The organism is Pseudomonas salomonii, from assembly GCF_900107155.1.
In the GTDB taxonomy this organism is placed as follows: Bacteria; Pseudomonadota; Gammaproteobacteria; order Pseudomonadales; family Pseudomonadaceae; genus Aquipseudomonas; species Aquipseudomonas salomonii.
Genome location: NZ_FNOX01000009.1, coordinates 273,214 through 298,775 on the forward strand (window position 1 = coordinate 273,214; position 25,562 = coordinate 298,775).

Below are 25,562 nucleotides of genomic sequence, written 5' to 3' on the forward strand. Positions count from 1 at the left end.
GTGATGTGATCGTTCCCACGCTCTGCGTGGGAATGCCTCCCGTGACGCTCCGCGTCACTTGGCGAGCGGGACGCGGAGCGTCCCAGGCTGTGTTCCCACGCGGAGCGTGGGAACAATCTCATAAAGGGATGTGCGCCGCCGCCAGCAGCTCTTTGGTATAGGGATGTTGCGGCGCATCGAACACCACATGGCTCGCGCCGCGCTCCACCACCTTGCCATCCTTGATCACGATCATGTCATGGGCCATGGCCCGCACCACCGCCAGGTCGTGGCTGATAAACAGGTAGGTCAGGCCGTATTTTTCCTGCAGTTCACGCAACAGCGCCACCACTTGTTTCTGCACGGTGCGGTCGAGGGCCGAGGTGGGTTCATCCAGCAGCATCAGCGCCGGCTTGAGCACCAGGGCGCGGGCGATGGCGATGCGTTGGCGCTGGCCGCCGGAAAATTCATGGGGGTAACGGTGGCGGCTTTCGGGGTCGAGCCCCACATCCTTGAGCACCTGGATCACTTGCGCATCACGCTCGGCCAGGCTGCACGGCGCGTGCACTTCCAGGCCTTCGCTGATGATCTGCTGCACCGACATGCGCGGGCTCAGGCTGCCGAACGGGTCCTGGAATACCACCTGCATCTGCTTGCGCCATGGGCGCATCTGCTGGTTGTTCAGCGGGTCGAGGGCTTCGCCCTGAAAACGAATACTGCCGGTGGAATCCAGCAACCGCAGGATCGCCTGACCCAGCGTGGATTTGCCCGAGCCGGACTCGCCGACAATTCCCAAGGTTTTGCCGCGTTGCACGCTAAGGCTGATGCCGTCGACTGCGCGCAGGTAAGTTTTGCGTCTGAACAGCCCGCCGCCGAGGGGGAATTGCACGCTCAGGTCGTCAACTTGCAATACGGTTTCGCGTTCATCGCTGCACAGCGCATCGCCGGCCGGCTCGGCGTCCAGCAGCAGGCGGCTGTAGGGGTGTTGCGGCGCGGTGAACAGCGTCTCGCAGTCGGCCTGCTCGACAATCTCGCCGGCGCGCATCACGCACACGCGCTGGGCAATGCTGCGCACCAGGTTGAGGTCGTGGCTGATCAGCAGCAGCGACATGCCCAGGCGTTGTTGCAAGGACTTGAGCAGCAGCAGGATCTTGCGCTGCACGGTCACGTCCAGCGCAGTGGTGGGTTCGTCGGCAATCAGCAGTTCCGGCTCGCAGGCCAGGGCCATGGCGATCATCACCCGCTGACGCTGGCCGCCGGAGAGTTGATGCGGGTAAGCCTTGAGGCGCTCCTGGGGTTTCTGGATGCCCACCAGTTCGAGCAGTTCCAGAATACGCGCCTGCGCGGCCTTGCCGCCCAGACCCTTGTGCAGCAGCAGGGTTTCGCCGATCTGCTTTTCGATGCTGTGCAGCGGGTTGAGCGAGGTCATCGGCTCCTGGAAGATCATTGCAATGCGGTTGCCGCGCAGCTTTTGCAAGGTGGCCGCCGAGGCGCCGATCAGCTCCTGGCCGCGATACTTCACCGAGCCTGTGGTGTGCGTGCCGGCCTCAGGCAGCAGTTGCAGAATCGAGTGGGCGGTGACCGACTTGCCCGAGCCCGACTCGCCGACCAATGCCAGGCATTCGCCGAGGCGCACGTCCAGGCACAGGTTGCTCACCACGGTCTGGCCGTTGAAGGCGACGCTGAGGTCGCGGATCTCGATCAGGTTCATACGCAATTACTCATGAGCGTGGGTCGAAGGCATCACGCAATGCCTCGCCGATAAAGACCAGCAGCGACAGGATCAGCGCCAGGGTGAAAAACGCCGTCAGGCCCAGCCAGGGTGCTTGCAGGTTCTGCTTGCCCTGGGCGATCAGCTCGCCCAGAGAGGCACTGCCGGCGGGCATGCCGAAACCGAGAAAGTCCAGGGCGCTCAAGGTCGAAATCGCCCCGGTCAGGATAAACGGCAGGTAGCTCAAGGTGGCGGTCATGGCATTGGGCAGGATATGCCGGCGAATGATCTTGCCGTCGCCCAGACCCAGGGCACGTGCGGCCTTGACGTATTCCAGGTTGCGCCCGCGCAGGAACTCGGCGCGCACCACGTCCACCAGGGCCAGCCAGGAAAACAGCGCCATGATCCCCAGCAGCCACCAGAAATTCGGCTCGACAAAACCGGACAGAATGATCAGCAGGTACAGCACCGGCAACCCCGACCACACTTCCAGAATGCGCTGGCCGAGCAGGTCGACCCAGCCGCCGTAATAACCCTGCAAGGCGCCGGCGGCAATGCCGATGGCGGCGCTGATGGCCGTGAGCGCCAGGGCAAACAGGATCGACACCCGCGCGCCAAAGATCACGCGCGCCAGCACATCGCGGGATTGATCATCAGTGCCCAGCCAGTTCACCGTCGAGGGCGGGCTGGGGGCAGGGCGGGTCAGTTCGTAGTTGGGCGTGTCGTCGCTGAACGGGATCGGCGGGAACAACATCCAGCCGCCGTCCTGCTTGATCAGCTTTTGCACGTAGTCACTGCGGTAGTCGGCCTGGAAGGGCAGCTGGCCGCCGAACTGCTGCTCGGTGTAGCGCTTGAACACCGGGAAATACAGCTCGTTCTTGAAGCTGAGCACCAAGGGTTTGTCATTGGCGATCAACTCGCCGCCCAGGGTCAGGGTAAACAGGCCGATAAACAGCCACAGCGACCACCAGCCGCGGCGGTTCTTCTTGAAACGCTCGAAACGTCGACGGGCCACCGGAGACAGATTAAGCATCAGGCGTTCCTCGCGGCGAAGTCGATACGCGGGTCCACCAGGGTGTAGCAGAGGTCACCGATGAGTTTTATCAAGAGTCCGAACAGGGTGAAGATAAACAATGAGCCGAACACTACCGGGTAGTCGCGGGACACGGCGGCTTCGTAGCTCATGCGGCCCAGGCCATCGAGGGAGAAGATCACCTCGATCAGCAGGGAGCCGGCAAAAAACACGCTGATAAAGGCCTGGGGAATCCCCGAGATTACCAGCAGCATGGCGTTGCGAAACACATGGCCGTAGAGCACGCGTCGTTCACTCAAGCCCTTGGCGCGGGCGGTGACCACGTATTGGCGCGTGATTTCATTGAGGAATGAGTTTTTGGTCAGGATGGTCAGCGTGGCGAAACCGCCGATCACCAACGCGCTGACAGGCAACACCAGGTGCCAGAAATAGTCGGCAATTTTACCGATTGTGCTCAGTTCGTCGAAGTTCTCCGAGACCAGCCCACGCACCGGGAACCAGTTCAGCGAGGTGCCACCGGCGAACAGCACGATCAGGAACATCGCAAACAGGAAGGCCGGCATGGCATAGCCGATGACAATCGCGGTGCTGCTCCACACGTCAAAGCTGCTGCCGTGGCGCACCGCCTTGCGAATCCCCAAGGGGATCGACACCAGGTAGGTGATCAAGGTGGCCCATAAACCGAGGGAAATGGTCACCGGCATTTTTTCCAGGATCAGGTCGATCACGCTTTTGCCACGAAAGAAACTGTTGCCGAAGTCCAGCTGAGCGTAGTTCTTGAGCATTAGCCACAGGCGTTCCGGCGCGGGTTTGTCGAAACCGTATTGCTTTTCGATGTCCTTGATCAATTTGGGGTCCAGGCCACGGCTGGCGCGCGAGCCGTTGACGGCTTCGCCGCCACCACCGCCGATACCGCCGCCACCGATGCCTTGCAGGTGGGCAATGGCCTGTTCAACCGGGCCGCCAGGCGCGGCCTGCACGATCACGAAATTGACCAGCAGGATAATCACCAGCGTGGGGATGATCAGCAGCAGGCGCCGCACGATATAGGCAAACATCAGCGCGTTCCTCCGCGTTTTTTCAGCTCGGCGTTCATTTGTTCATTGGTCAGCGGTGTGGGGCTGATTTCCCACCAGGTTTCCAGCGCCTCGTCGTTCTTGGCCTCGATGGCCGGGCGACCGAAGCGGTTCCACCACGCGGCCGAAGTGCCGGGCGGGTAGTAGTTGGGGATCCACAGGTAGTTCCATTGCAGCACGCGGTCCAGCGCATGGGCATAGGTGAGCATCTGCGCCTGGGTGTTGGCTTTGACCAGCCCGCTGATCAGGCTGTCGACGGCGGGGTCTTTAAGCACCATGTAGTTGTTCGCGCCTGGGTCGTAGGCGGCCTGTGAGCCGAAATAGTTGTACAGCTCCATGCCCGGCGAGGTGGTGACCGGGAAGCCGATCACGATCATGTCGTAATCGCGTGCCATCAAGCGGTTCACGTACTGCGAAGAGTCGATGCGGCGGATATTGAGGGTGATGCCGATCTGCGCCAGGTTGCGCTTGTACGGCAGCAACAGGCGTTCCAGGCCGGCCTGGGCATTGAGGAAGGTGAACTCCAGCGGTTCGCCGTCGGCGTTGACCAGCTTGTCGCCCTTGGGTGTCCAGCCGGCCTCTTCGAGCAGTGCCAGGGCTTGCAGCTGTTTGTCACGGATCATGCCGCTGCCGTCGGTGACCGGCGCCTTGAATACCTGGGTGAACACTTCGTCCGGCACCTGGCCGCGCAGTGGCTCAAGAATCGCCAGTTCCTCTGGGGTCGGTGGTTGGCTGGCGGCCAGCGGGCTGTTGGAGAAAAAGCTCTGCTGGCGGATGTACATATTGCGCATCATCTGCCGGTTGGCCCATTCGAAATCCCACAACATGGCCAGGGCCTGGCGCACGCGGCGGTCCTTGAACATCGGTTTTTGCACGTTGAACACATAGCCCTGGGCCGGTTGCGGCATCTCCTTGGCCAAGTGCGCACGTTGCAGGCGGCCATCGTCGAGGGCCGGGCCGTTGTAGCCGATGGAGTAGCCGGTGGCGGAGAACTCGCGGTTGAAGTCATAGGCGCCGCCGCGCAGCACCTGGCGGGCCACCTCGGTGTCGCCGAAGTACTCCAGGCTCAGGTGATCGAAGTTGTACAGGCCACGGCTGACGGGCAAGTCCTTGCCCCACCAGTCGGGGTCGCGGGTGAAGGTGATGGTGCTGCCGGAGTCGATCTTGCTGATTTTATACGGGCCGCTGCCCAGCGGTGCTTCGTAGCCGCCACCGTTGGCGAAGTCGCGGGTTTTCCACCAGTGCTCGGGGAACACCGGCAGGGTGGCGATATCCAGCGCCAGGGTGCGGTTTTCATTGCTGGAAAAGTCGAAGCGCACTTGGCGCTCGCCTTCGACTTCGACGTGTTTGACGTCGGCGAACAGCGTGCGAAAGCGCAGGCTGCCCTGGGTCATCAGCAGGTCGAAGCTGTAGCGCACGTCTTCAGCGGTGATCGGCGTGCCATCGGCGAAACGTGCCTTGGGGTTGAGGTAGAAGCGCAACGACAGGCCGTCGTCGGCGCGTTCCATTTTTTCGGCGACCAGGCCGTAAACCGTGTAGGGCTCATCCAGGGAACGCTGGGCCAGCGGGGCGTAGAGCCAGCCGTCGACCTGGGACACGCCGATGCCTTTGTCTATGTATGGCAATACATGGTCGAAGCGCCCGATTTCGATGGCCGAGCGTCGCAGGCTGCCGCCTTTGGGCGCGCTGGGGTTGGCGTAGTCGAAATGGGTGAAGCCGGTGGGGTATTTGGCCGGTTCGCCGTAGACCGTGAGGTAGGTTTGCGGGGCCGCGATCACGGCGGTGCTGGCCACTAGCAGGGCCAGGGTGGAGCTGAAGAGTTTTGTGAAAAAAACCAATCGCATTATCAGCCTTGAGCGCCGGGTGAGCAGTAATAAGGATTTGTACGTTAACGGCTTATGGGTTGCCAGTCACTTGATGCACAACGGCCCACCAAAAGGCGGGCCGTTGTTTATAGCATCAGCGCGGACGGGATCAGTCCTGGCGGCTGGTGACTTCCAGCAGGTGGTAGCCGAACTGGGTTTTTACCGGGCCTTGCACGGTGTTGACGGGGGCGCTGAAGACGACGGTGTCGAATTCCTTGACCATCTGGCCTGGGCCGAACGAACCCAGGTCACCGCCTTGACGGCTGGACGGGCAGCTGGAGTTGGCTTTGGCGATTTCTGCGAAATCGGCGCCGCCTTCGATCTGGGCCTTGAGTTCGTTGCACTTGTCTTCGGTGGAAACGAGGATGTGGCGGGCGGTGGCTTTGGCCATGGGGGTAACTCCTTGAAGTAAAAAGGGTGAGCCTACCGGATTCAGGTGGTTTTTTGTTGGCAAAGTTCCATCTTGTGGTGGGTTGGGTTGGGGTGGGTTGATTGAGTACATATCCGTTACCTAAATAACGGATATGTACACGATCAAACCACACCAGCAGGCACCAAAAACGCAGCTTCCAACAACTGCCGCGTATAAGCATGCTGCGGATCCGCAAAGATCCCCGCTGCGTCGCCCTGTTCCACCACTTGCCCCTGCTTGACCACCATCAACTGGTGACTCAACGCCTTCACCACCGCCAAATCATGGCTGATAAACAGGTAGGTCAGGTTGTATTTGGCCTGCAAACCCCGCAACAACTCCACCACTTGCCGCTGCACCGTGCGGTCCAGCGCCGACGTCGGTTCATCGAGCAATATCAAGCGGGGCTTGAGCACCAAGGCACGGGCGATGGCGATGCGTTGACGTTGCCCGCCGGAAAACTCATGGGGGTAACGATGCCGCGACTCCGGGTCCAGGCCCACTTCTTTGAGCGCCGCAATAATCGCCACTTCCTGCTCGGCCGGCGTGCCCATTTTGTGGATACGCAAGCCTTCGCCAACAATCTCGCTCACACACATGCGCGGGCTTAAGCTGCCGAACGGGTCTTGAAACACCACCTGCATCTCCCGCCGCAGCGGGCGCACCTGTTGTTGGGTCAGGCGGTCAAGTTGCTGACCTTCAAAGCGAATCCCGCCTTTGCTGGCGATCAAACGCAAAATCGCCAGGCCCAGGGTGGATTTGCCCGAGCCGCTTTCGCCGACGATGCCCAGCGTCTGGCCCTGGGGCAGGCTGAAGTTGATGCCGTCCACCGCCTTGACGTAATCGACGGTGTTGCGCAAAAAGCCCTTTTTGATCGGGAACCAGACCTTCAGGTCGTCGACTTCCAAGAGTGGCGGCCCGACCTCGTTACTGGCTGGCCCACCGCTGGGCTCCGCCGCCAGCAGTTCCTGGGTGTAGGGGTGCTGGGGCGACTGAAACAGTGTCTCGCAATCAGCCTGTTCAACGATGCAACCCTGCTGCATCACACACACGCGGTGGGCAATGCGCCGCACCAGGTTCAGGTCATGGCTGATCAGCAGCAATGCCATGCCCAGCCGGGCCTGCAGCTCTTTGAGCAGTTCCAGGATCTTCAATTGCACGGTGACGTCGAGGGCCGTGGTCGGCTCGTCGGCGATCAGCAGTTCGGGCTCGTTGGCCAGGGCCATGGCGATCATCACCCGCTGGCGCTGGCCGCCGGAGAGTTCGTGGGGCAGGGCTTTGAGGCGTTTGTGCGGCTCGGGGATGCCCACCAGTTCAAGCAGTTCCAGGGTGCGTCGGGTCGCGACTTTGCCGGTGAGGCCCTTGTGCAGGCCGAGCACTTCGTTGATCTGCTTTTCGATGGAGTGCAGCGGGTTCAGCGAGGTCATCGGCTCCTGAAAGATCATCGCAATGCGGTTGCCGCGAATATGCCGGATGGTTTTCTCTTTGAGGGTCAGCAGATCATGCCCGGAATAGCTGATGGTGCCGGCCGGGTGCCGCGCCAGCGGGTAGGGCAGCAGGCGCAGGATCGAGTGGGCGGTCACCGATTTGCCCGAGCCGCTTTCGCCGACCAGCGCCAGGGTTTCGCCGCGCTTGATATCGAAGCTGACATTGTTGACCACGCGATGGTGATGCTCGCCGGTGACGAACTCGACGCAGAGGTCGCGGACTTCGATCAGATTGTCCTGGTTCATCTCATTTCCTCGGGTCGAAGGCATCGCGAGCGGACTCGCCGATAAACACCAGCAAACTCAACATGATCGCCAGCACGGCAAAGGCACTCATGCCCAGCCACGGCGCTTGCAGGTTGGATTTGCCCTGGGCCACCAGTTCGCCCAGGGACGGCGAACCGGCTGGCAGGCCAAAGCCAAGGAAGTCCAGGGCGGTGAGGGTGCCGATGGCGCCGGTAAGGATGAATGGCATGAAGGTCATGGTCGAGACCATGGCATTGGGCAGGATATGCCGGAACATGATCGCGCCGTTCTGCATGCCCAGCGCTCGGGCGGCGCGCACGTATTCCAGGTTGCGCCCGCGCAGGAACTCGGCGCGCACCACGTCCACCAGGCTCATCCACGAAAACAGCAGCATGATGCCCAGCAGCCACCAGAAGTTGGGCTGCACAAAGCTGGCGAGGATGATCAGCAGGTACAGCACCGGCAGGCCCGACCAGATCTCCAGGAAACGCTGGCCGGCCAGGTCGACCCAGCCGCCATAGAAACCCTGCAAGGCGCCGGCGATGACGCCGATGATCGAGCTGAGCACGGTCAGCGTCAGGGCAAACAGCACCGACACGCGAAAGCCGTAGATCACCCGCGCCAGCACATCGCGGCCCTGGTCATCGGTGCCCAGCAGGTTCACCGAAGACGGCGGCGCTGGCGCAGGGACTTTCAGGTCGTAGTTGATGCTCTGGTAGCTGAACGGGATGGGCGCCCACAGCGTCCAGGCATCCTTGGCCTTGAGCAGTTCCCGGATATACGGGCTCTTGTAGTTGGCTTCCAGCGGGAATTCGCCGCCGAAGGTGGTCTCCGGGTAGCGCTTGAGCGCCGGGAAATACCAGCCACCGTCGTAATGGACTGCCAGCGGTTTGTCGTTGGCGATCAACTCGGCGCCCAGGCTCAGCACGAACAGAATCAGGAACAGCCACAGCGACCACCAGCCACGTTTGTTGGCCTTGAAGCGCTCGAACCGGCGGCGATTGAGGGGGGACAGGTTCATCTCAATGCTCCCGGCTGGCGAAGTCGATACGCGGATCGACCAGGGTGTAGGTGAGGTCACCGATCAGTTTTACGATCAGCCCCAGCAGGGTGAAGATAAACAACGTGCCGAACACCACCGGGTAATCGCGGTTGATTGCCGCTTCAAAGCTCATCAGGCCCAGGCCGTCGAGGGAAAAGATCACTTCCACCAGCAACGAGCCGGTGAAGAAGATCCCGATAAATGCCGAGGGGAAACCGGCAATCACCAGCAGCATGGCGTTACGAAACACATGGCCGTAAAGCACGCGGTGGTTGGTCAGGCCCTTGGCTTTGGCGGTGACCACATACTGTTTGTTGATTTCGTCGAGGAAGCTGTTTTTGGTCAGCAGGGTCATGGTTGCGAAGTTACCGATCACCAACGCCGTGACGGGCAGGGCCAGGTGCCAGAAATAATCGAGGATCTTGCCGCCTAAGCTCAGTTCCTCGAAGTTGTTGGAGGTCAGCCCGCGCAAGGGGAACCAGTCCAGGTAACTGCCGCCGGCAAACACCACGATCAGCAGGATCGCGAACAAAAACGCCGGGATGGCATAGCCGACGATGATCGCCGAACTGGTCCACACGTCAAAGTGGCTGCCGTGCCGCGTGGCCTTGGCGATGCCCAGCGGGATCGACACCAGGTACATGATCAGCGTGCTCCATAACCCGAGGGAGATGGACACCGGCATCTTTTCCTTGATCAGGTCGATGACCTTGGCGTCGCGAAAGAAGCTGTCGCCAAAATCCAGCCGTGCATAGTTCTTGACCATGATCCACAAGCGTTCCGGCGCCGACTTGTCGAAGCCGTACATCTTTTCGATTTCCTTGATCAGCGCCGGGTCCAGGCCCTGGGCGCCGCGGTAGCTGGAACCGGCCACCGAGACCTCGGCGCCGCCACCGGCAATACGGCTGGTGGCGCCGTCGAACCCTTCGAGTTTGGCGATCATCTGCTCGACCGGGCCACCGGGGGCGGCCTGGATGATGATGAAGTTGATCAGCAGGATCCCGAACAGTGTGGGGATGATCAGCAACAGGCGGCGAACAATATAGGCCAGCATTTAATCGCCTCCGCTCGCCGGATCGGCGCTCTGGACAGTGTCGACGGCAGGTTTGACTTCAGGTTTGGCCCACCAGGTGGCCGTGCCGACGTCGTAACGTGGCGGGACTTTGGGGTGGCCCAAGTGATCCCAGTACGCCACGCGGTAAGTCTTGATGTGCCAGTTGGGAATCACGTAGTAGCCAAACTGCAAGACCCGATCCAGCGCCCTGGCATGGTCGACCAGACTTTGGCGCGAGTCGGCGTTGATCAGTTCTTCGACGAGCTGGTCGACCACCGGGTCCTTGAGGCCCATGTAGTTGCGGCTGCCGGATTTGTCGGCGGCGGCGGACGACCAGAATTCGCGCTGCTCGTTACCTGGCGAGGTGGACTGCGGAAAGCTGCCCACCAGCATGTCGAAGTCCCGTGAACGCAAGCGGTTGATGTATTGCGAAACGTCAACGCGGCGGATCACCAGGTTGATCCCAAGGTCTGCCAGGTTGCGCTTGAAGGGCAGCAGTACCCGTTCGAAATCGGTCTGGGTCAACAGAAACTCGATGTTTACCGGCTTGCCGGTGGTGTCGACCATCTTGTCGTCGACGATCTTCCAGCCAGCCTCCTGCAACAGCTGGTAAGCCTCACGCTGCTGGGTGCGGATCATGCCGCTGCCGTCGGTTTTGGCCGGCTCGAAGGCTTGGGTAAAGACTTCGGCGGGGAGCTTGTCGCGAAACGGCGCCAGGATGGCGGTTTCCGCCGGGCCGGGCAGTCCGGTGGCGGCCATCTCCGAGTTTTCGAAGTAGCTGCGGGTGCGGGTGTAGGCGCCATTGAACAGCTGTTTGTTGCTCCACTCGAAATCCAGCAGCAGGCTGATGGCCTTGCGTACCCGCACATCCTGGAACATCGGTTTGCGCGTATTGAACACAAACCCCTGCATGCCGGTGGGGTTGCCGTTGGGAATTTCTTCCTTGATCAACCGGCCCTGGGCCACGGCCGGAATGTTGTAGGCGTTGGCCCAGTTTTTGGCGCTGAACTCCAGCCAATAGTCGAACTGCCCGGCTTTCAAGGCTTCCAGGGCCACGGTGCTGTCACGGTAGTAGTCGGTGATGCGGTTATCGAAGTTGTAGAACCCCTTGGCCACCGGTAAGTCCTTGGCCCAGTAATCCTTGACCCGCTCATAGCGCACCATGCGCCCCGGTTTGACCTCGGCGACCTTGTACGGGCCGCTGCCCAGCGGTATTTCCAGGTTGCCTTTGGCAAAGTCGCGCGTTGCCCACCAATGCTTGGGCAATACCGGCAGTTGGCCGAGGATCAGCGGTAGTTCACGGTTATTGGTGCGCTTGAACTTGAACAGCACGCGCAGCGGGTCTTCGGCGACCACTTCGTCGACGTCGGCGTAGTAGTTGCGGTAGAGCGGTGAACCGTCCTTGATCAGCGCCTGGAAGGTAAACACCACGTCTTCGGCACGGATCGGGTGGCCATCATGAAAGCGCGCTTCGGGGCGCAGGTAGAAGCGCACCCAACTGTTATCCGGAGCCTTTTCGATCTTGCCGGCCACCAGGCCGTACTCGGTGACGGGCTCGTCCAGGCTTTGCATGGCCAGGGTGTCGTAGATCAGCGGCAGGTTGTCCGCAGGTACGCCCTTGCTGATGTAGGGGTTGAGGCTGTCGAAGCCGCCCATGCTCGATTCACGGAAGGTGCCGCCCTTGGGCGCATCGGGGTTTACATAGTCGAAATGCTTGAAGTCGGCGGGGTACTTGGGTGGCTCGCTGTACAGGGTCAGCGCATGTTGCGGCGCGGCGTTGGCCGCGCCGCACGCTAACAGCGCGCCAAACAGGGCGGTGCGCAAAGTCATCATTGGGCTTTCTCCGAAGCTTTCAGCCACCATGCGCTCAGGCCCAGGCTGTAGGGCGGCGTGGTGACAAAGGCGAACCGGTTGCGGTACGCCAAGCGATGATAGTTGAGGTACCAGTTGGGAATACTGTAGTGCTGCCACAGCAGCACCCGGTCGAGGGCGCGGCCGGCGGCCAATTGTTCTTCGCGGGTCTGCGCCGCCAGCAGTTGGTCGAGCAGGTGATCGACCACCGGGTTGGTGATGCCGGCGTAGTTTTTGCTGCCCTTGATGGCCGCCTGGCTGGAGTGGAAGTACTGCCACTGCTCAAGGCCGGGGCTCAAGGTCTGGTTGAGGGTGATCAGGACCATGTCGTAGTCGAATTGATCCAGACGCTGTTTGTATTGCGCCCGGTCAACGGTGCGCAGTCGCGCGTCGATGCCGATGCTTTTGAGGTTCTCGACGTAGGGCTGCAGGATGCGTTCAAGGTTGGGGTTGACCAGCAGGATCTCGAAGCGCAGCGCTTGGCCCTTGCTGTCTACCAGGCGCTGGTCGGAGAGTTTCCAGCCGGCTTCGCCGAGCAACCCCAGGGCGCGGCGCATGGCTTCGCGCGGAATGCCCCGCCCGTCGGTCTGCGGCAGGCTGAAGGCTTGGGTGAACAGGTTGGGCGGCAACTGATCGCGGTAGGGCGAGAGCATCAGCCATTCATGCCCCACCGGCACACCCGTCGCAGCAAACTCGCTGTTGGGGTAGTAACTGAGCGTGCGTTTATAGGCGTTGCTGAACAGCGTGCGGTTGGTCCATTCAAAATCGAACATCAGCCCCAGCGCCTCGCGCACCTTGGTCTGGCTGAAAATCGGCCGCCGCGTGTTCATGAACAGGCCCTGGCTCTGGGTCGGGATCTGGTGGGCGATCTGCGCCTTGATCACGTCGCCGCGGTTGACCGCCGGAAAGTTGTAGCCGGTGGCCCAGTTCTTGGCCTGGTGTTCGATATAGATATCGAATTCACCGGCCTTGAAGGCTTCGAAGGCCACATCGCTGTCGCGGTAGAACTCCACTTCGACCTTGTCGTAGTTGTAGAAACCCTGGTTGACCGGCAGGTCTTTGCCCCAGTAATCCTTGACCCGCTCGAACACCAGTTGGCGGCCTGGGGTGACTTTGGTGATGCGATACGGCCCGCTGCCCAGGGGCGGCTCGAAGGTGGTGGCCTTGAAATCGCGGTTCTTCCAGTAATGCTGGGGCAGTACCGGCAGTTCGCCCAGACGCAGGATCAGCAGTGGGTTGCCGGCGCGCTTGAACACAAAACGGATGCGATGGCGGTTGAGGATGTCGATCCGTGCGACTTCCTGCAGGTTGGTGCGGTACTGCGGGTGGCCTTCGGTGAGCAGAGTGCGATAGGAAAACGCCACGTCATAGGCGGTGATCGGCTTGCCATCATGGAAACGCGCTTCGGGGCGCAGGTTGAACACCACCCAGCTGCGGTCCTCGCTGTACTCCACCGATTGGGCAATCAGCCCGTAGCTGGAGGTGGGTTCGTCACCGGACGGCGCATACTGGCCGGTGCCGACCATCAGCGGCTCGTTCAGCTCGTTGACGCCGTATTGCAGGAAATTGGGCGTGGAAACCGGGCTGGTGCCCTTGAAGGTGTAGGGGTTGAGGGTGTCGAAGGTGCCAAATGCCATGACCCGCAAGGTCCCACCTTTGGGCGCTGCAGGGTTTACCCAATCGAAGTGGGTGAATTTGGCCGGGTACTTGAGCGTGCCGAACTGCGTGTAACCGTGGCTCTCGGTAATCGTCGCGTTCGCAGCAAAGCTCAAGGCCAGACTTATTAGTAGAAGGAGGGGACGCTTCAAGTCAGAGATCCGATCCAGGCGGCTTGGGCTTTATGATCGGTACAGTAACAGCTTGTTCCGGTTGGAAAAAGGTGGCTGAAACCACTGGAGATCCAATGTGGGAGCGGGCTTGCTCGCGAATGCAGTGTGTCAGTCAACAGAGACGTTGAATGTGCCACCGCTTTCGCGAGCAAGCCCGCTCCCACATTTGCTCCCCAATGTTCTTGAGGGGTTAGCGCGGCCCGGAAACCACCAGCATCTGCCCCGGCTTGAGTGCCTGGCCAGTACGCGGGTTCCAACGCTTGAGATGTTGCATCTCCACGTTGAAGCGCTTGGCGACGATGTACAGCGAGTCGCCTTTCTTGACCTTGTACTGCACCGGCTTCTTGCTGCTGGCCACCAGTTTGCGGGTGTCCTGCATCACCAGGGTCTGGCCGACCTTGAGGGCCTGGCCGTTGAGCTTGTTCCAGCGCTGCAGGTCATGCACATCGACCTTGTTCGCCTTGGCGATCAGCGTGAGATTGTCGCCGCTGCGTACCTTGTAGTTGCGGGTACGGCCGGCCACCCGTGTGCTCTCAACTTCGTCGAACACCTGCTTTTTAGGACGCATCGCCAGCAATTCTTCGGGCTTCATCGTCGAAAGGGTGCTGGTGAGCAACTGCGCCTTGGAGCTGGGCACGAGCAAATGCTGCGGGCCGTCCAGCGTGGTGCGTTGTTTCAGGGCCGGGTTGAGCTGGAACAGTTCGTCTTCGTCGATCTCGGCCAGCGCGGCAACCCGGGACAGGTCCATGCTTTGCTTGACTTCAACCACTTCGAAGTACGGCGTGTTGGCAATCGGGCTCAGGTTGACGCCGTAGGCCTCGGGAGCCAGCACCACTTGGGACAGCGCCAGGAACTTGGGCACGTAGTCCTTGGTTTCCTGGGGCAGGGGCAGGTTCCAGTAGTCGGTAGGCAGGCCGAGCTTTTCGTTGCGCTCGATCGCCCGGCTGACCGTGCCTTCGCCGGCGTTGTAGGCCGCCAGGGCCAGCAGCCAGTCGCCGTTGAACATGTCATGCAGACGCGTCAGATAGTCCAGGGCGGCGGTGGTGGAGGCGGTGATATCGCGGCGGCCGTCGTAGGCGCGGGTCTGGCGCAGGTTGAAGTAGCGCCCGGTGGAGGGGATGAACTGCCACAAGCCGACCGCATCGCTGCGCGAATAGGCCATCGGGTTGTAGGCACTTTCGATCACTGGCAGCAGCGCCAGCTCCAGGGGCATATTGCGTTCTTCAAGGCGTTCGACGATGTAATGAATGTAGAGGCTGCCGCGTTCTCCGGCGTTCTCTAAAAAGGACGGGTTGCTGGCGAACCACAAGCGTTGTTGCTCGATGCGCGGGTTCACACCCAGGCCGTCCTGCAATTGAAAGCCCCGGCGCATGCGTTCCCAGACATCCTGGGGCACTTCGGGGCTAGGCTTCTCTGAGAGCCAAATAGGTTTTTGCTTGATCTTGGCAGCAAGATTGGGTTTGGGTTGCACGGTGGATTGTGCAGCGAAATTGGTCGATTGGCAGCCCGCCAGAGTCGCGGAAACGGCCACCGCCACGGCTTGAGCCAGGCGGGTCAATGCGTCTGAAGAAATGGATTTACGAATAGATGACGACATTGGCTGGAAGTAAGTTCCGGGCAAAAATGTCGGGCGATTCTAGAAAGCGCTTTGGTTCCGGTCAACCATTCAGAAATTCCGTATCAGATTGCATCCGCTTAGAACTTATCTTTCCAAGCCCTCAAGCTAGCAAACACCTCGGCCCCAGTGCGGTTGTCGCGACCATTCCGTTCGTCCGCTTTTTGTTTAACGGATGTTTCGGCGGTACGCAGAAAAGGGTTAGTACGTTTTTCCAGGGCCAGGTTGGACGGCAGCGTCATCTCGCCACGGGCGCGTAATTGCTTGACGCTTTCGACGCGTTCGGCAATATCGGCGTTGCCCGGCTCCACGGCCTGGGCAAATGTGAGGTTACTTTGCGTGTACTCGTGAGTGCAGTACACCAGCGTGTCGGCGGGCAGGGCGGCCAGGCGCTCAAGGGAGGTGTGCATCTGTTGCGGGGTGCCTTCGAACAGGCGCCCGCAGCCGGCGGCAAACAGGGTGTCGCCACAAAACAGCACGCCCTGGTGGTAGTAGGCGATATGGCCGAGGGTATGGCCGGGCACGCTATAAACGTCGAAGTCCCAGCCGAGTGCGTTGATGCGCTCGTTATCGTGCAGGGCCACGTCGCGTGCCGGGATCTTCTCGTTCGCCGGGCCGTAGACCGTGGCGCCGGTGACCTGTTTGAGCTGTTCGACGCCGCCGACATGATCATGGTGGTGGTGGGTGATCAGGATGTCGCTGAGCCTGTACCCCGGGTTTTGCTTGAGCCAGGCCAGCACCGGCGCGGCATCGCCGGGGTCGACCACGGCGCAGCGTTGGGTATCAGGGTCTTGTAACAACCAGATGTAGTTATCGGTGAAGGCGGGCAGAGCACTGATCTGTATCATTCTTCGATTCGCCAAGCTGAACACATTGGTGCATCTTAGAACGTCTAGGCGAGTTGGAGAATGCAATGACTGATAAAGCGTTCGCCCAGGCTGATCCTGAATGGCTGGCCCTGATCAGCGCAGCCCGTGATTGGCTGTCCGGGCCGATCGGGCAATTTTTGCTGGATGAAGAGCGGCGCATGCTCGAAGACGAGCTGGGCCGGTTCTTTGGTGGCTACCTGGTGCACTACGGCCCGTCGGCCCAGACGCCGCCCGCTGCGCCGCAGGTGCAACGCAATGTGCGCCTGGGCGCGCCGTTGCCTGGGGTAGAGATTGTGTGCGAGGAACAGGCCTGGCCGCTGAGCGAACATGCCGCCGACGTGGTGGTGCTGCAGCATGGCCTGGATTTCTGCCTGTCGCCCCACGGTTTGCTGCGCGAGGCTGCCAGCAGCGTGCGCCCAGGTGGCCATTTGCTGATTATCGGCATCAACCCCTGGAGCAGTTGGGGCCTGCGCCATGTGTTCGCCCATGACGGCCTGCGCCAGGCGCGCTGCATCGCGCCGTCGCGGGTGGGCGACTGGTTGAACCTGCTGGGCTTCGCGCTGGAGAAACGCCGCTTCGGGTGCTATCGTCCGCCGCTTGCGTCTGCCAAGTGGCAAGGTCGTCTGGCCGGCTGGGAACGCCGGGCGGGTGCCTGGCAACTGTCGGGCGGCGGCTTCTATTTATTGGTGGCGCGCAAGATCGTGGTCGGGCTGCGGCCGGTGCGCCAGGTCGCGCGTCAGCCCATGGGCAAGCTGGTGCCGATGCCGATGGCCAAGGTCAACCGCAAGCAAAGCGAACCGTAAAACCCTCTTTTTGATTTAAGACCGAGCAACTGATGACCGATACCGTAGAACTCTTCACCGATGGCGCCTGCAAGGGCAACCCTGGCCCCGGCGGCTGGGGCGCGTTGCTGGTGTGCAAAGGCGTGGAGAAGGAACTGTGGGGCGGCGAAGCCAACACCACCAACAACCGCATGGAGCTGATGGGCGCCATTCGCGGCCTGGAAGAACTCAAGCGTCGCTGTGACGTGCTGTTGGTGACCGACTCGCAGTACGTGATGAAGGGCATCAACGAGTGGATGGTCAACTGGAAGAAGCGCGGCTGGAAAACCGCGGCCAAGGAGCCGGTAAAGAATGCCGACCTGTGGCAACTGCTCGATGAGCAATGCAATCGCCATAACATCACCTGGAAATGGGTACGCGGGCATATCGGCCACCCTGGCAACGAGCGCGCCGACCAGTTGGCCAATCGTGGCGTGGATGAAGTGCGGGGCTACAAACAGAGCTGAGCCGGCTGACGTGTTAACATCGCGCCCCTTGATTCACACCACACTGCACACCACCGTTGAGAGCTGAACCCTGATGGCCATCCGATCTGTTGTACTCGATACCGAAACCACCGGCATGCCGGTGACCGATGGTCACCGGATCATTGAAATCGGCTGTGTCGAATTGATGGGTCGCCGTCTCACCGGGCGTCACTTTCACGTCTACCTGCAACCGGATCGTGACAGTGACGAGGGCGCGATTGGCGTCCACGGTATCACTGATGAATTCCTCAAGGGCAAGCCGCGCTTTGCTGAAGTGGCGGACGAGTTTTTCGAGTTCATCAACGGCGCGCAGCTGATCATTCATAACGCGGCGTTCGACGTCGGCTTCATCAATAACGAGTTTGCCCTGATGGGGCAGACCGAGCGTGCGGATATCTCCCGGCACTGTTCGATCCTCGATACCTTGATGATGGCCCGTGAGCGTCACCCCGGCCAGCGCAACAGCCTGGATGCCTTGTGCAAACGTTATGGCGTCGACAACTCCGGCCGTGAACTGCACGGCGCCTTGCTCGACTCCGAGATTCTTGCCGACGTTTACCTGACCATGACCGGCGGGCAGACCAGCCTGTCCCTGGCCGGTAACGCTTCCGATGGCAGCGGCTCGGCGGAAGGCTCGGGCAACCGGCCTTCGGAAATTCGTCGTTTGGCGGCCGATCGCAAGCCGACCACCATCATCCGTGCCAGCGAGCAGGATCTGGCCGAGCATGCGGCGCGCTTGGAAGCGATTGCCAAGTCGGCGGGTGCGCCGGCGTTGTGGTCGCAACTGACCCAGCAATAATCACGGTCGAGCACGGTTGAACATGTGGGAGCAGGCAAGCCAGCTCCCACAGTTGATTTGCGGTGTCCTACAATCTTCATTCGCCACATCCACTCCCAGCTTCTACCCTGAGTGCATAGCCCTCAGGACTCCAAGCACTCATGTACAAAGACCTGAAGTTCCCTGTTCTGATCGTGCACCGTGACATCAAGGCCGACACCGTTGCCGGTGATCGGGTTCGAGGCATCGCCCACGAGCTGGAACAAGAGGGCTTCAGCATATTTTCCGCGGTGGATTACGCCGAAGGCCGGTTGGTGGCCTCTACCCATCATGGGCTGGCGTGCATGTTGATCGCCGCCGAGGGCGCTGGCGAAAACACCCACCTGCTGCAAAACATGGTCGAGTTGATTCGCCTGGCGCGGGTGAGGGCGCCCAACCTGCCGATCTTTGCCCTGGGCGAGCAGGTCACCCTGGAAAACGCGCCGGCCGACGCCATGAGCGAGCTCAACCAATTGCGCGGCATTTTGTACCTGTTTGAGGACACCGTGCCATTTCTGGCCCGCCAGGTCGCACGCGCCGCGCGCGCCTACCTTGATGGCTTGTTGCCGCCGTTCTTCAAAGCGCTGGTGCAGCACACGGCCGACTCCAACTATTCCTGGCACACCCCTGGCCATGGCGGCGGCGTGGCGTATCGCAAAAGCCCGGTGGGCCAGGCGTTTCACCAGTTCTTCGGTGAAAATACCCTGCGTTCGGACCTGTCCGTGTCGGTGCCGGAACTGGGGTCGCTGCTCGATCATACCGGGCCATTGGCCGAAGCCGAGGCCCGTGCGGCGCGTAATTTCGGTGCCGATCACACGTTCTTCGTGATCAACGGCACCTCGACTGCCAACAAGATTGTCTGGCACTCCATGGTGGCACGCGACGACTTGGTGTTGGTGGATCGAAACTGCCACAAGTCGGTGCTGCATTCGATCATCATGACCGGCGCCATCCCGCTGTATTTGTGCCCCGAACGCAACGAGCTGGGGATTATCGGCCCGATCCCCTTAAGCGAATTCAGCTCTGAATCGATCCGCGCCAAAATCGATGCCAGCCCCTTGACCCGTGGCCGGCCGGCGAAAGTGAAGCTGGCGGTGGTCACCAACTCCACCTATGACGGCCTGTGCTACAACGCCGAGCTGATCAAGCAGCAATTGGGCAACAGTGTCGAGGTGTTGCACTTCGACGAGGCCTGGTACGCCTACGCGGCCTTTCACGAATTCTTCGCCGGGCGTTATGGCATGGGCACTTCGCGCACCCCGGACAGCCCGCTGGTGTTCACCACCCACTCGACCCACAAATTGCTCGCGGCCTTCAGCCAGGCTTCGATGATTCATGTGCAGGATGGCGGCGCGCGCCAGCTGGACCGCGACCGCTTCAACGAAGCCTTCATGATGCACATCTCCACGTCCCCGCAATACAGCATCATCGCCTCGCTGGACGTGGCTTCGGCGATGATGGAAGGCCCGGCCGGGCGCTCGCTGCTGCAGGAGATGTTCGACGAAGCCCTGAGCTTTCGCCGTGCCCTGGCTAACCTGCGCCAGCATATTGCAGCCGAAGACTGGTGGTTCTCGATCTGGCAGCCGCCGTCGGTGGCCGGCATCGACCGCGTCGCCACGGCGGATTGGCTGTTGCACCCGCAGGACGACTGGCATGGCTTTGGCGATGTGGCCGAAGACTATGTGTTGCTGGACCCGATCAAAGTCACCCTGGTAATGCCCGGCCTTAACGCCGGCGGCGCCTTGAGCGACTGCGGGATTCCCGCCGCCGTGGTCAGCAAGTTCCTCTGGGAGCGCGGGCTGGTGGTGGAAAAGACCGGTTTGTATTCCTTCCTCGTGTTGTTTTCCATGGGCATCACCAAGGGCAAATGGAGCACCTTGCTCACCGAATTGCTGGAGTTCAAGCGCAACTACGACGCCAATGCCAGCCTGGCCAGCTGTTTGCCTTCGGTGTTCAAAGAGGGCACGGCGCGCTATCAAGGCCTGGGTTTGCGTGACCTGTGCGATCAGTTGCATAGTTGTTACCGCAGCAACGCCACGGCCAAACACCTCAAGCGCATGTACACGGTGCTGCCGGACATTGCGATGAAACCGGCCGATGCCTACGACCATCTGGTCAGGGGGGAAGTCGAAGCCGTTTCCATTGATGCCTTGCCAGGACGCATCGCAGCCGTAATGCTGGTGCCTTATCCGCCGGGCATCCCGTTGATCATGCCGGGCGAGCGCTTTACCGAATCAACCCGTTCAATCATCGATTACCTGGCATTTGCCCGCACGTTCGATAGCAGTTTCCCCGGTTTTGTCGCTGATGTGCATGGGTTGCAGCACGAAGATGACGGCAGTGGTCGTTGTTACACCGTCGATTGCATCAAGGGTTAAGGATGTTTATGCAAGCTGTAATGAACCCGAAGTATCCGGGGCTCAGCGTTCGAGTCGCCGACGAGGGCTTTGACGCCTATGTGTGGGGCAATGACTTCAGCTTTGAGGTCGGTGCCTACGGCGTGCCGGAGATGGGCAAGCGTGTCGACCAATGGGCGGTGGAGCGCATCCTGCCGTACCGCAAGTGTTATGGCATCGACCCGGAAGAATTCGCCAGTTTTCGCGATGTCCCCGACAGTGCGATTTTTATGGCGTATCTGGATGATCGCGCGGTGGGGCACGTTGTGGTGAGCACCAACTGGAACGGTTTTGCCCATGTCGACGAACTGGCGGTGGCCTTGCCAGCGCGGCGCCATGGCGTGGCCAAGGCGTTGCTGGATGTAGCGCAGTTCTGGGCGCGCAAGAAAAACCTGCCGGGCATGATGCTTGAAACCCAGAACAACAACCTCGGTGCCTGCCGCCTGTATGAGCGGTGCGGGTATGTGATGGGCGGGATCGACCAATTGCGCTATCGCGGGATTGATCCGCAAACCCGTGAAGTGGCGATTTTCTGGTATCGGTTGTTCAAGTCGGAGTTGCAAATGGCCTGAACACCCTGACGGCTGATGTTCAGGCCAAGTTGACGTGCGGCAGGTCAGGTCAGGAATTGATCCACGAATGTTCGGCGCCGATGTTGATCTGTAACTGGTCACGGAGCGCGCGGTAGTGCGCCTTGGCCTGGGCCACACTCTGTTTGAGTCCATCCGGCTCAGCCAGGCCTTTATCGAGATAATACTGGCGAGTGTCGTCTTCCAGTTTGAACGGTTCGCCGGGCAGGAACCTGTTATTGCGCGTTTGCATTTTTTCTTTGCTCATCCCATCAAAGCCGGCATCGTAGATGTCGGGTCGCTTGGTTTTCAGTACATCGTCAAACATGCTCGGGCCGACGGTTTCAAAGACCTTGCCTTCGTATTCCAGAAAATCTTCGGTGTAGGTGAGCCCGCCGTTTGCCTCTCTGGAAAGTGTTGGGCGATGGGCCTCAAAGTACGCTTTGTTTTTAGTGAAGCGCCGGTTCATCTCTGCGATCATTTCGGTCACGACCGGGTTATCGGGTTGCGTGGCGAAGTTACTGGTATTGAAGAAGGGTTTGTAGTCGGTGATTTTGTGCGCGACCGGTTTGCTCACCAACATATCCGAGTCGCCTGCGTTCAAACCGGCGGTTCCCACGGCGCCTTTGATTGTGTCGTCGGTGTCGAGATAAATACCGCCATATTTGTTCATCAACGGATAGCGAGCCACATCAGAAGTGGCGGCAAGGTTTTTTCCCTGGCCCCTGCGGAAGTAGGTGTACAGCTCTGTGTTTTTCAATGGCTGGAAAAAGTCTTCGTCATGCAAGTTCATGACGGTTACGCCGGGTGCATTCTTGTCCAGCTTGAGCTTGATGGCCTGGAGCAACTCTGGAGTGTCGGCGTCAACGTGCACAATGGATGTGAAGCCCGGCATTTTTTCCGCATTGGTCGCGATGTTCTTGACCAGCTTGTCGGGTATTTCGCCGCCGGCCCAGAAGTAGTGAATGTTGGTAGGGATGGGTTTGATATTGCTGGGCATCTGCAAGATGGCCGGCGGGGTTATCTCGATAAACCTGAAATTGTGCTCGGGGATCTTCGGGGCTTTTTTAAGTTCATCCAGTGGTCCCATCTGCCACTTGTTCTTTGCGGTTCTCCAGAAATATTGGGTGTTTATGCCGTTGGCGTTACCCGAACCGGCCATCCAGGCGCCCGTCTTGGGATCAAAGGTGGTGACATAGTTCATGCCTCGGTAGTTGATGGTGTAGGGGTATGAAGGGCCCGAGTTTATTTTTACGTCGTCCACCGGCACGACGTAGGTGTTTTCGTTGAGTTTCCAGGGGGTGAGTGAGTTACCACCCAATAAGCGATTGGCGCTGGCGGAAGGCTCCCAGCCGGCGCTGCCCAGGTCCCTGACCACAATGTCGTCGCGCGCCCCGCCGGGGTGTTGGATAACCCGCTGGCCGTCCTTGACGCTGGACGGGTAGAGCTTGCCATCGACTTTTATATATTCTTTGTTGTTTGGGCCTATGTAGACATTGCCCTGCAAGCCTTTGACCTGCAATAACTCGGGCGATACGACGGCCTCATACTCGCGCAGAATGGGTTTGGTAGTGAGGACTTTGACTTCGCCGTTCGCCGCTGCCACGGTGGGTTGGAAATTTTTCAGCGGCGCGCCATAGGGCACCCCCTTGGCTGCGTCGAAGGCGTGCCAGTTGCCGCCGCGAAATACCGCACCCATTTCCAGGTCGTGACCGGCAACCTTTGAGGTACCCATGGCCGCCAGCCCATGCTGTGTGCTGGCCGTTTTGAGCAGGTCGTAGCTGCCGCTGGCGCCCCTGAGTGCGTTGAATGCTTTGGTGCCCTTGGACCAGGCCCAGCGACTGATGCCTTTTAGCACGTCGCCCGCACCGCCCAACGGATTGAGCGCTTCGATCGCGACGGTCCCCATAAACCGCGCCGTTCTCGCTGCACCCTTCAGGCCGGTCACGCCCTTGGCGAGCAATTTGCTGGCGTGGGCGGCCTTGCCTGCGCCCAGAGTCACCAGGCCTATCACATCCAGCCCGAGGTCAAGCAAACCGTCGCCGATATGGCCCTGCGTGAAGTTAATGATTGCCGACCTGAAGGGGATCATATTCAGGAAAAATTCGCCGATCGCCTTGTCAGCGGCACGGCTGGTGTCATAGGCGGTGGTTCCGCGGGCATGTTCGAGCAGGTCATCGCCGTGCAAATCCAGGCGTTTAGTGAGTACCTTGGCGATGTAGCGGGTGCGCTCGGAATCGAAGACCTGTGGCGTTTCAGCGGTTGCCGGTAGTTCCTTGGCGTGCGCGGTGTGTTCGTCTTCGAAGGGGTTGAATCGCACCGTTCTGTGCAGTGTGTTGTCGTCTCGGCTATCGAGCCGGGTGTAGGGGGGCGAGTAAATGTGGGCCAGGTAGTTGTGTTTGGAAACGGTTCCGGCGCGTGTATCGATGCGGTAAATATTGACCTGCCCTTCACGGGTGATTTTTACATCCAGGGTATGACCCTTTTGCGTCAGGGTTTTTGTCGACAAGTCCAAACCGATGAGGTAGTCATCGGTATGAAAAAATTCGAGTTTTCCGTATTCGAAATTTTTCCGATCCTCGGGTGGCAAGCTTGAGATAAGGTGCTGGGTCATGCCCGCATGGCCTTTCTCCAGCGCCGCTATGGCCGGCGTGTAGCGCTGCGTAAAAGTGTCTGCCACAGACAGTGCGCCGCTATCGGAAAGCGTGCAAAACTCAATGATGGGGATGCGCTTGTCACGGGTGACCCAATGTTCAAGGTCGTCATTTCTGACCTTATCGCCGTGCATCACCACATCCAGCATTGAATACGTCCCGGGGAAGCGGCCAGGTCGCCCGGGGAGCAACCAGGCTTTGGTGAGGTTTTTTGCCCGGAACACCTCGTCCGCAACGCCTGGAAATTTGGTCCTGAGCAATTCCATGCCCATGTCTTCGCGCATCGGGATGGGGGTTGCCAGTGCCAGGGTGGTTGCTTGCAACGCTTCTTGCTGGGCGATAAAGGCGTTCTGCACGGTGCGCATTTGAGCCGCGGTGGGCGTTGTGTCGGCCGCCAGATGGCCATTGACTACCCCCCAGTTGTGCAAGGCTTCGCGTTGGATATGTTGTGCGAGTGAGGCTCCGACATCGGTCGTATCCGCAGCGGCGAGTACTTCGCGATAGCTCATGGTGAGCACGCGGCCGGGTGATTCGACTTCCAGCTTGGCTGCGGCGATCGCCAGTTGGGTCCAGGGGACGCTGCCGTAGGTCACGGTGGGCGGTATGTCTTTGACCAGGTATTCAGGCGCGCTGCGTGCCAGCAACATAAGGGCCGCCAGGTCTGCCGATGCTGCAGAGGCGCGGCCTTCCTTGACCAAGTGGTGGCCTAAACCCTCGATCACGACGCTGGCAGGTTGGTTCCAGTACTGTCGTTGCCCAAGATCAAAGCCGCCCACGCGGTTGCGTGCAGGTGAGCCCATGGAATCCGGGTTCAGCCCCAGATGAATCGCTGCCAGCAAGTAGTCGTTAACACTGGTATTCGTTGCAATGCCACCCAATCGGGTTTGAATGGCCTGGCCCAGCGCTTGCGCCTTGGCCGATCCCAGCAGCGTCTCGACTGCGCTGCTGGTGAATTTAAAGTCGTTGGCGGACAGGCTGCAGGCGGACAACAGATAACCCAGCACGCTGGTTTTATCTGTCAGCGGCAGGTCTGGCAGGGCAGGGTCAGGCGCGTTCAACAGGTCGAGGATGGCTTGTTTGTCCTGCGTCGAGAGCGGAATCGGCCAGGACAGCGCGCCGCTGAAATTCCCCAGCGGCAGGGTCTGCAAGTGTCGGGTTGCCACCTGATAAAGGGCAAGCAGCGCGTCCAGGGTTTTGGGGACAGGCAAACCGCTGCCGTTGAGGAATGTGCCGAGTTTGACGACGCTGGTGGGCGCCAGGTTATGTTTCTGGTAATAGCTGGAGCCTTCGCAGACCGGCACTGAGGTGCTGTTCAAATGCGCTGCCAGTTGCGCTTCCATCAGGTTTTGCTGGTCGCTGGCGGTGTCGTCGGGGAAGGCGGTGTGCAGTGTTTCAATAACCGTGCGCAGTTTTGCAGTCAGGGTTTCCCAGTTACAGCGCTCGGCAAAGGCTTTTTTAAGCGCCGCCGGGTTGTCGAGTTCGTCAGGGGCCGTCGCATCGTTGGCCGGGGCTGCAGTCAGAACCGGTGGGGCACCCTTTAATGCACTGGCGTCCTGTATCGGGGGCAAACTGAAGGGGGGGAGTGCCGGCGGTTGAGTCAGGGTGTGCTGGAGATGGGTCATAAAAATCGCTGTCCTTGATTAGAGTATGTCGTCCGGTAGAAAGCGCGCGGCGGTGCTTTCTGCCTCTGTGAGTGCGACGTCTCTGGAGCAAGGTTCCACGCTGACCTTTAAGGAGTTGTGTCAGTG

Annotated in this window: 18 protein-coding genes; 5 read left to right on the forward strand and 13 right to left on the reverse strand. The window is 60.3% G+C overall.

Annotated features, from left to right (window positions below; genetic code table 11):
• Positions 1 to 118 precede the first annotated feature (118 nt).
• From BLV67_RS21470 to gloB, 12 genes are all read right to left on the reverse strand, one after another.
• Positions 119 to 1,690, reverse strand: coding sequence for an ABC transporter ATP-binding protein (locus BLV67_RS21470; protein ID WP_069788430.1), 1,572 nt, complete (start codon positions 1,688 to 1,690; stop codon positions 119 to 121).
• A gap of 10 nt (positions 1,691 to 1,700) precedes the next feature.
• Positions 1,701 to 2,723 carry an ABC transporter permease gene (locus tag BLV67_RS21475; protein WP_069788429.1) on the reverse strand — a complete coding sequence of 341 codons (1,023 nt, stop codon included), beginning with the start codon at positions 2,721 to 2,723 and terminating at the stop codon, positions 1,701 to 1,703.
• The gene (locus BLV67_RS21480) at positions 2,723 to 3,781 is read right to left on the reverse strand and encodes a microcin C ABC transporter permease YejB (protein ID WP_069788428.1); all 1,059 of its coding nucleotides are present in this window, start codon (positions 3,779 to 3,781) and stop codon (positions 2,723 to 2,725) included. Before BLV67_RS21480 ends, BLV67_RS21475 begins: the two co-directional genes overlap by 1 nt.
• The gene (locus BLV67_RS21485) at positions 3,781 to 5,643 is read right to left on the reverse strand and encodes an extracellular solute-binding protein (RefSeq protein ID WP_069788427.1); all 1,863 of its coding nucleotides are present in this window, start codon (positions 5,641 to 5,643) and stop codon (positions 3,781 to 3,783) included. The genes BLV67_RS21480 and BLV67_RS21485 overlap by 1 nt, the downstream gene beginning before the upstream one ends.
• A gap of 130 nt (positions 5,644 to 5,773) precedes the next feature.
• Positions 5,774 to 6,055, reverse strand: coding sequence for a peptidylprolyl isomerase (locus tag BLV67_RS21490; RefSeq protein WP_005788801.1), 282 nt, complete (start codon positions 6,053 to 6,055; stop codon positions 5,774 to 5,776).
• Positions 6,056 to 6,198: 143 nt separating this feature from the next.
• Entirely contained in the window at positions 6,199 to 7,809 is a 1,611-nt protein-coding gene (locus BLV67_RS21495) for an ABC transporter ATP-binding protein (protein ID WP_069788426.1), read from the reverse strand.
• A 1-nt stretch (position 7,810) separates the two neighbouring features.
• Positions 7,811 to 8,830 (reverse strand): ABC transporter permease, encoded by a 1,020-nt coding sequence (locus BLV67_RS21500; protein WP_065929526.1) that lies wholly within the window; start codon positions 8,828 to 8,830, stop codon positions 7,811 to 7,813.
• 1 nt (position 8,831) lies between these two features.
• Positions 8,832 to 9,905 (reverse strand): microcin C ABC transporter permease YejB, encoded by a 1,074-nt coding sequence (locus BLV67_RS21505; RefSeq protein ID WP_017136937.1) that lies wholly within the window; start codon positions 9,903 to 9,905, stop codon positions 8,832 to 8,834.
• Positions 9,906 to 11,738 carry an extracellular solute-binding protein gene (locus BLV67_RS21510; RefSeq protein ID WP_069788425.1) on the reverse strand — a complete coding sequence of 611 codons (1,833 nt, stop codon included), beginning with the start codon at positions 11,736 to 11,738 and terminating at the stop codon, positions 9,906 to 9,908.
• The gene (locus tag BLV67_RS21515) at positions 11,735 to 13,564 is read right to left on the reverse strand and encodes an extracellular solute-binding protein (protein ID WP_069788424.1); all 1,830 of its coding nucleotides are present in this window, start codon (positions 13,562 to 13,564) and stop codon (positions 11,735 to 11,737) included. The genes BLV67_RS21510 and BLV67_RS21515 overlap by 4 nt, the downstream gene beginning before the upstream one ends.
• A 211-nt stretch (positions 13,565 to 13,775) precedes the next feature.
• Positions 13,776 to 15,182 (reverse strand): transglycosylase SLT domain-containing protein, encoded by a 1,407-nt coding sequence (locus BLV67_RS21520; protein WP_056859491.1) that lies wholly within the window; start codon positions 15,180 to 15,182, stop codon positions 13,776 to 13,778.
• Positions 15,183 to 15,280: 98 nt separating this feature from the next.
• Complete coding sequence (gloB, locus tag BLV67_RS21525) at positions 15,281 to 16,048, reverse strand: hydroxyacylglutathione hydrolase (RefSeq protein ID WP_069788423.1); 768 nt, start codon at positions 16,046 to 16,048, stop codon at positions 15,281 to 15,283.
• Between the two features lie 65 nt (positions 16,049 to 16,113).
• Here gloB and BLV67_RS21530 point away from each other — a divergent pair, with 65 nt between their 5' ends.
• From BLV67_RS21530 to BLV67_RS21550, 5 genes are all read left to right on the forward strand, one after another.
• Positions 16,114 to 16,872: a class I SAM-dependent methyltransferase gene (locus tag BLV67_RS21530; RefSeq protein ID WP_017136933.1), complete on the forward strand. Its 759-nt coding sequence runs from the start codon at positions 16,114 to 16,116 to the stop codon at positions 16,870 to 16,872.
• Between the two features lie 32 nt (positions 16,873 to 16,904).
• Positions 16,905 to 17,357 (forward strand): ribonuclease HI, encoded by a 453-nt coding sequence (rnhA, locus tag BLV67_RS21535; RefSeq protein ID WP_003207474.1) that lies wholly within the window; start codon positions 16,905 to 16,907, stop codon positions 17,355 to 17,357.
• 79 nt (positions 17,358 to 17,436) lie between these two features.
• Positions 17,437 to 18,177: a DNA polymerase III subunit epsilon gene (dnaQ, locus tag BLV67_RS21540; RefSeq protein WP_163005484.1), complete on the forward strand. Its 741-nt coding sequence runs from the start codon at positions 17,437 to 17,439 to the stop codon at positions 18,175 to 18,177.
• Between the two features lie 140 nt (positions 18,178 to 18,317).
• Positions 18,318 to 20,573: an Orn/Lys/Arg family decarboxylase gene (locus BLV67_RS21545; RefSeq protein ID WP_069788422.1), complete on the forward strand. Its 2,256-nt coding sequence runs from the start codon at positions 18,318 to 18,320 to the stop codon at positions 20,571 to 20,573.
• Positions 20,574 to 20,581: 8 nt separating this feature from the next.
• Positions 20,582 to 21,163: a GNAT family N-acetyltransferase gene (locus BLV67_RS21550; RefSeq protein ID WP_074854517.1), complete on the forward strand. Its 582-nt coding sequence runs from the start codon at positions 20,582 to 20,584 to the stop codon at positions 21,161 to 21,163.
• Between the two features lie 49 nt (positions 21,164 to 21,212).
• On the opposite strand, the gene BLV67_RS21555 is transcribed toward BLV67_RS21550, so the two are convergent.
• Complete coding sequence (locus tag BLV67_RS21555; protein WP_069788421.1) at positions 21,213 to 25,436, reverse strand: glycosyltransferase; 4,224 nt, start codon at positions 25,434 to 25,436, stop codon at positions 21,213 to 21,215.
• Positions 25,437 to 25,562 lie beyond the last annotated feature (126 nt).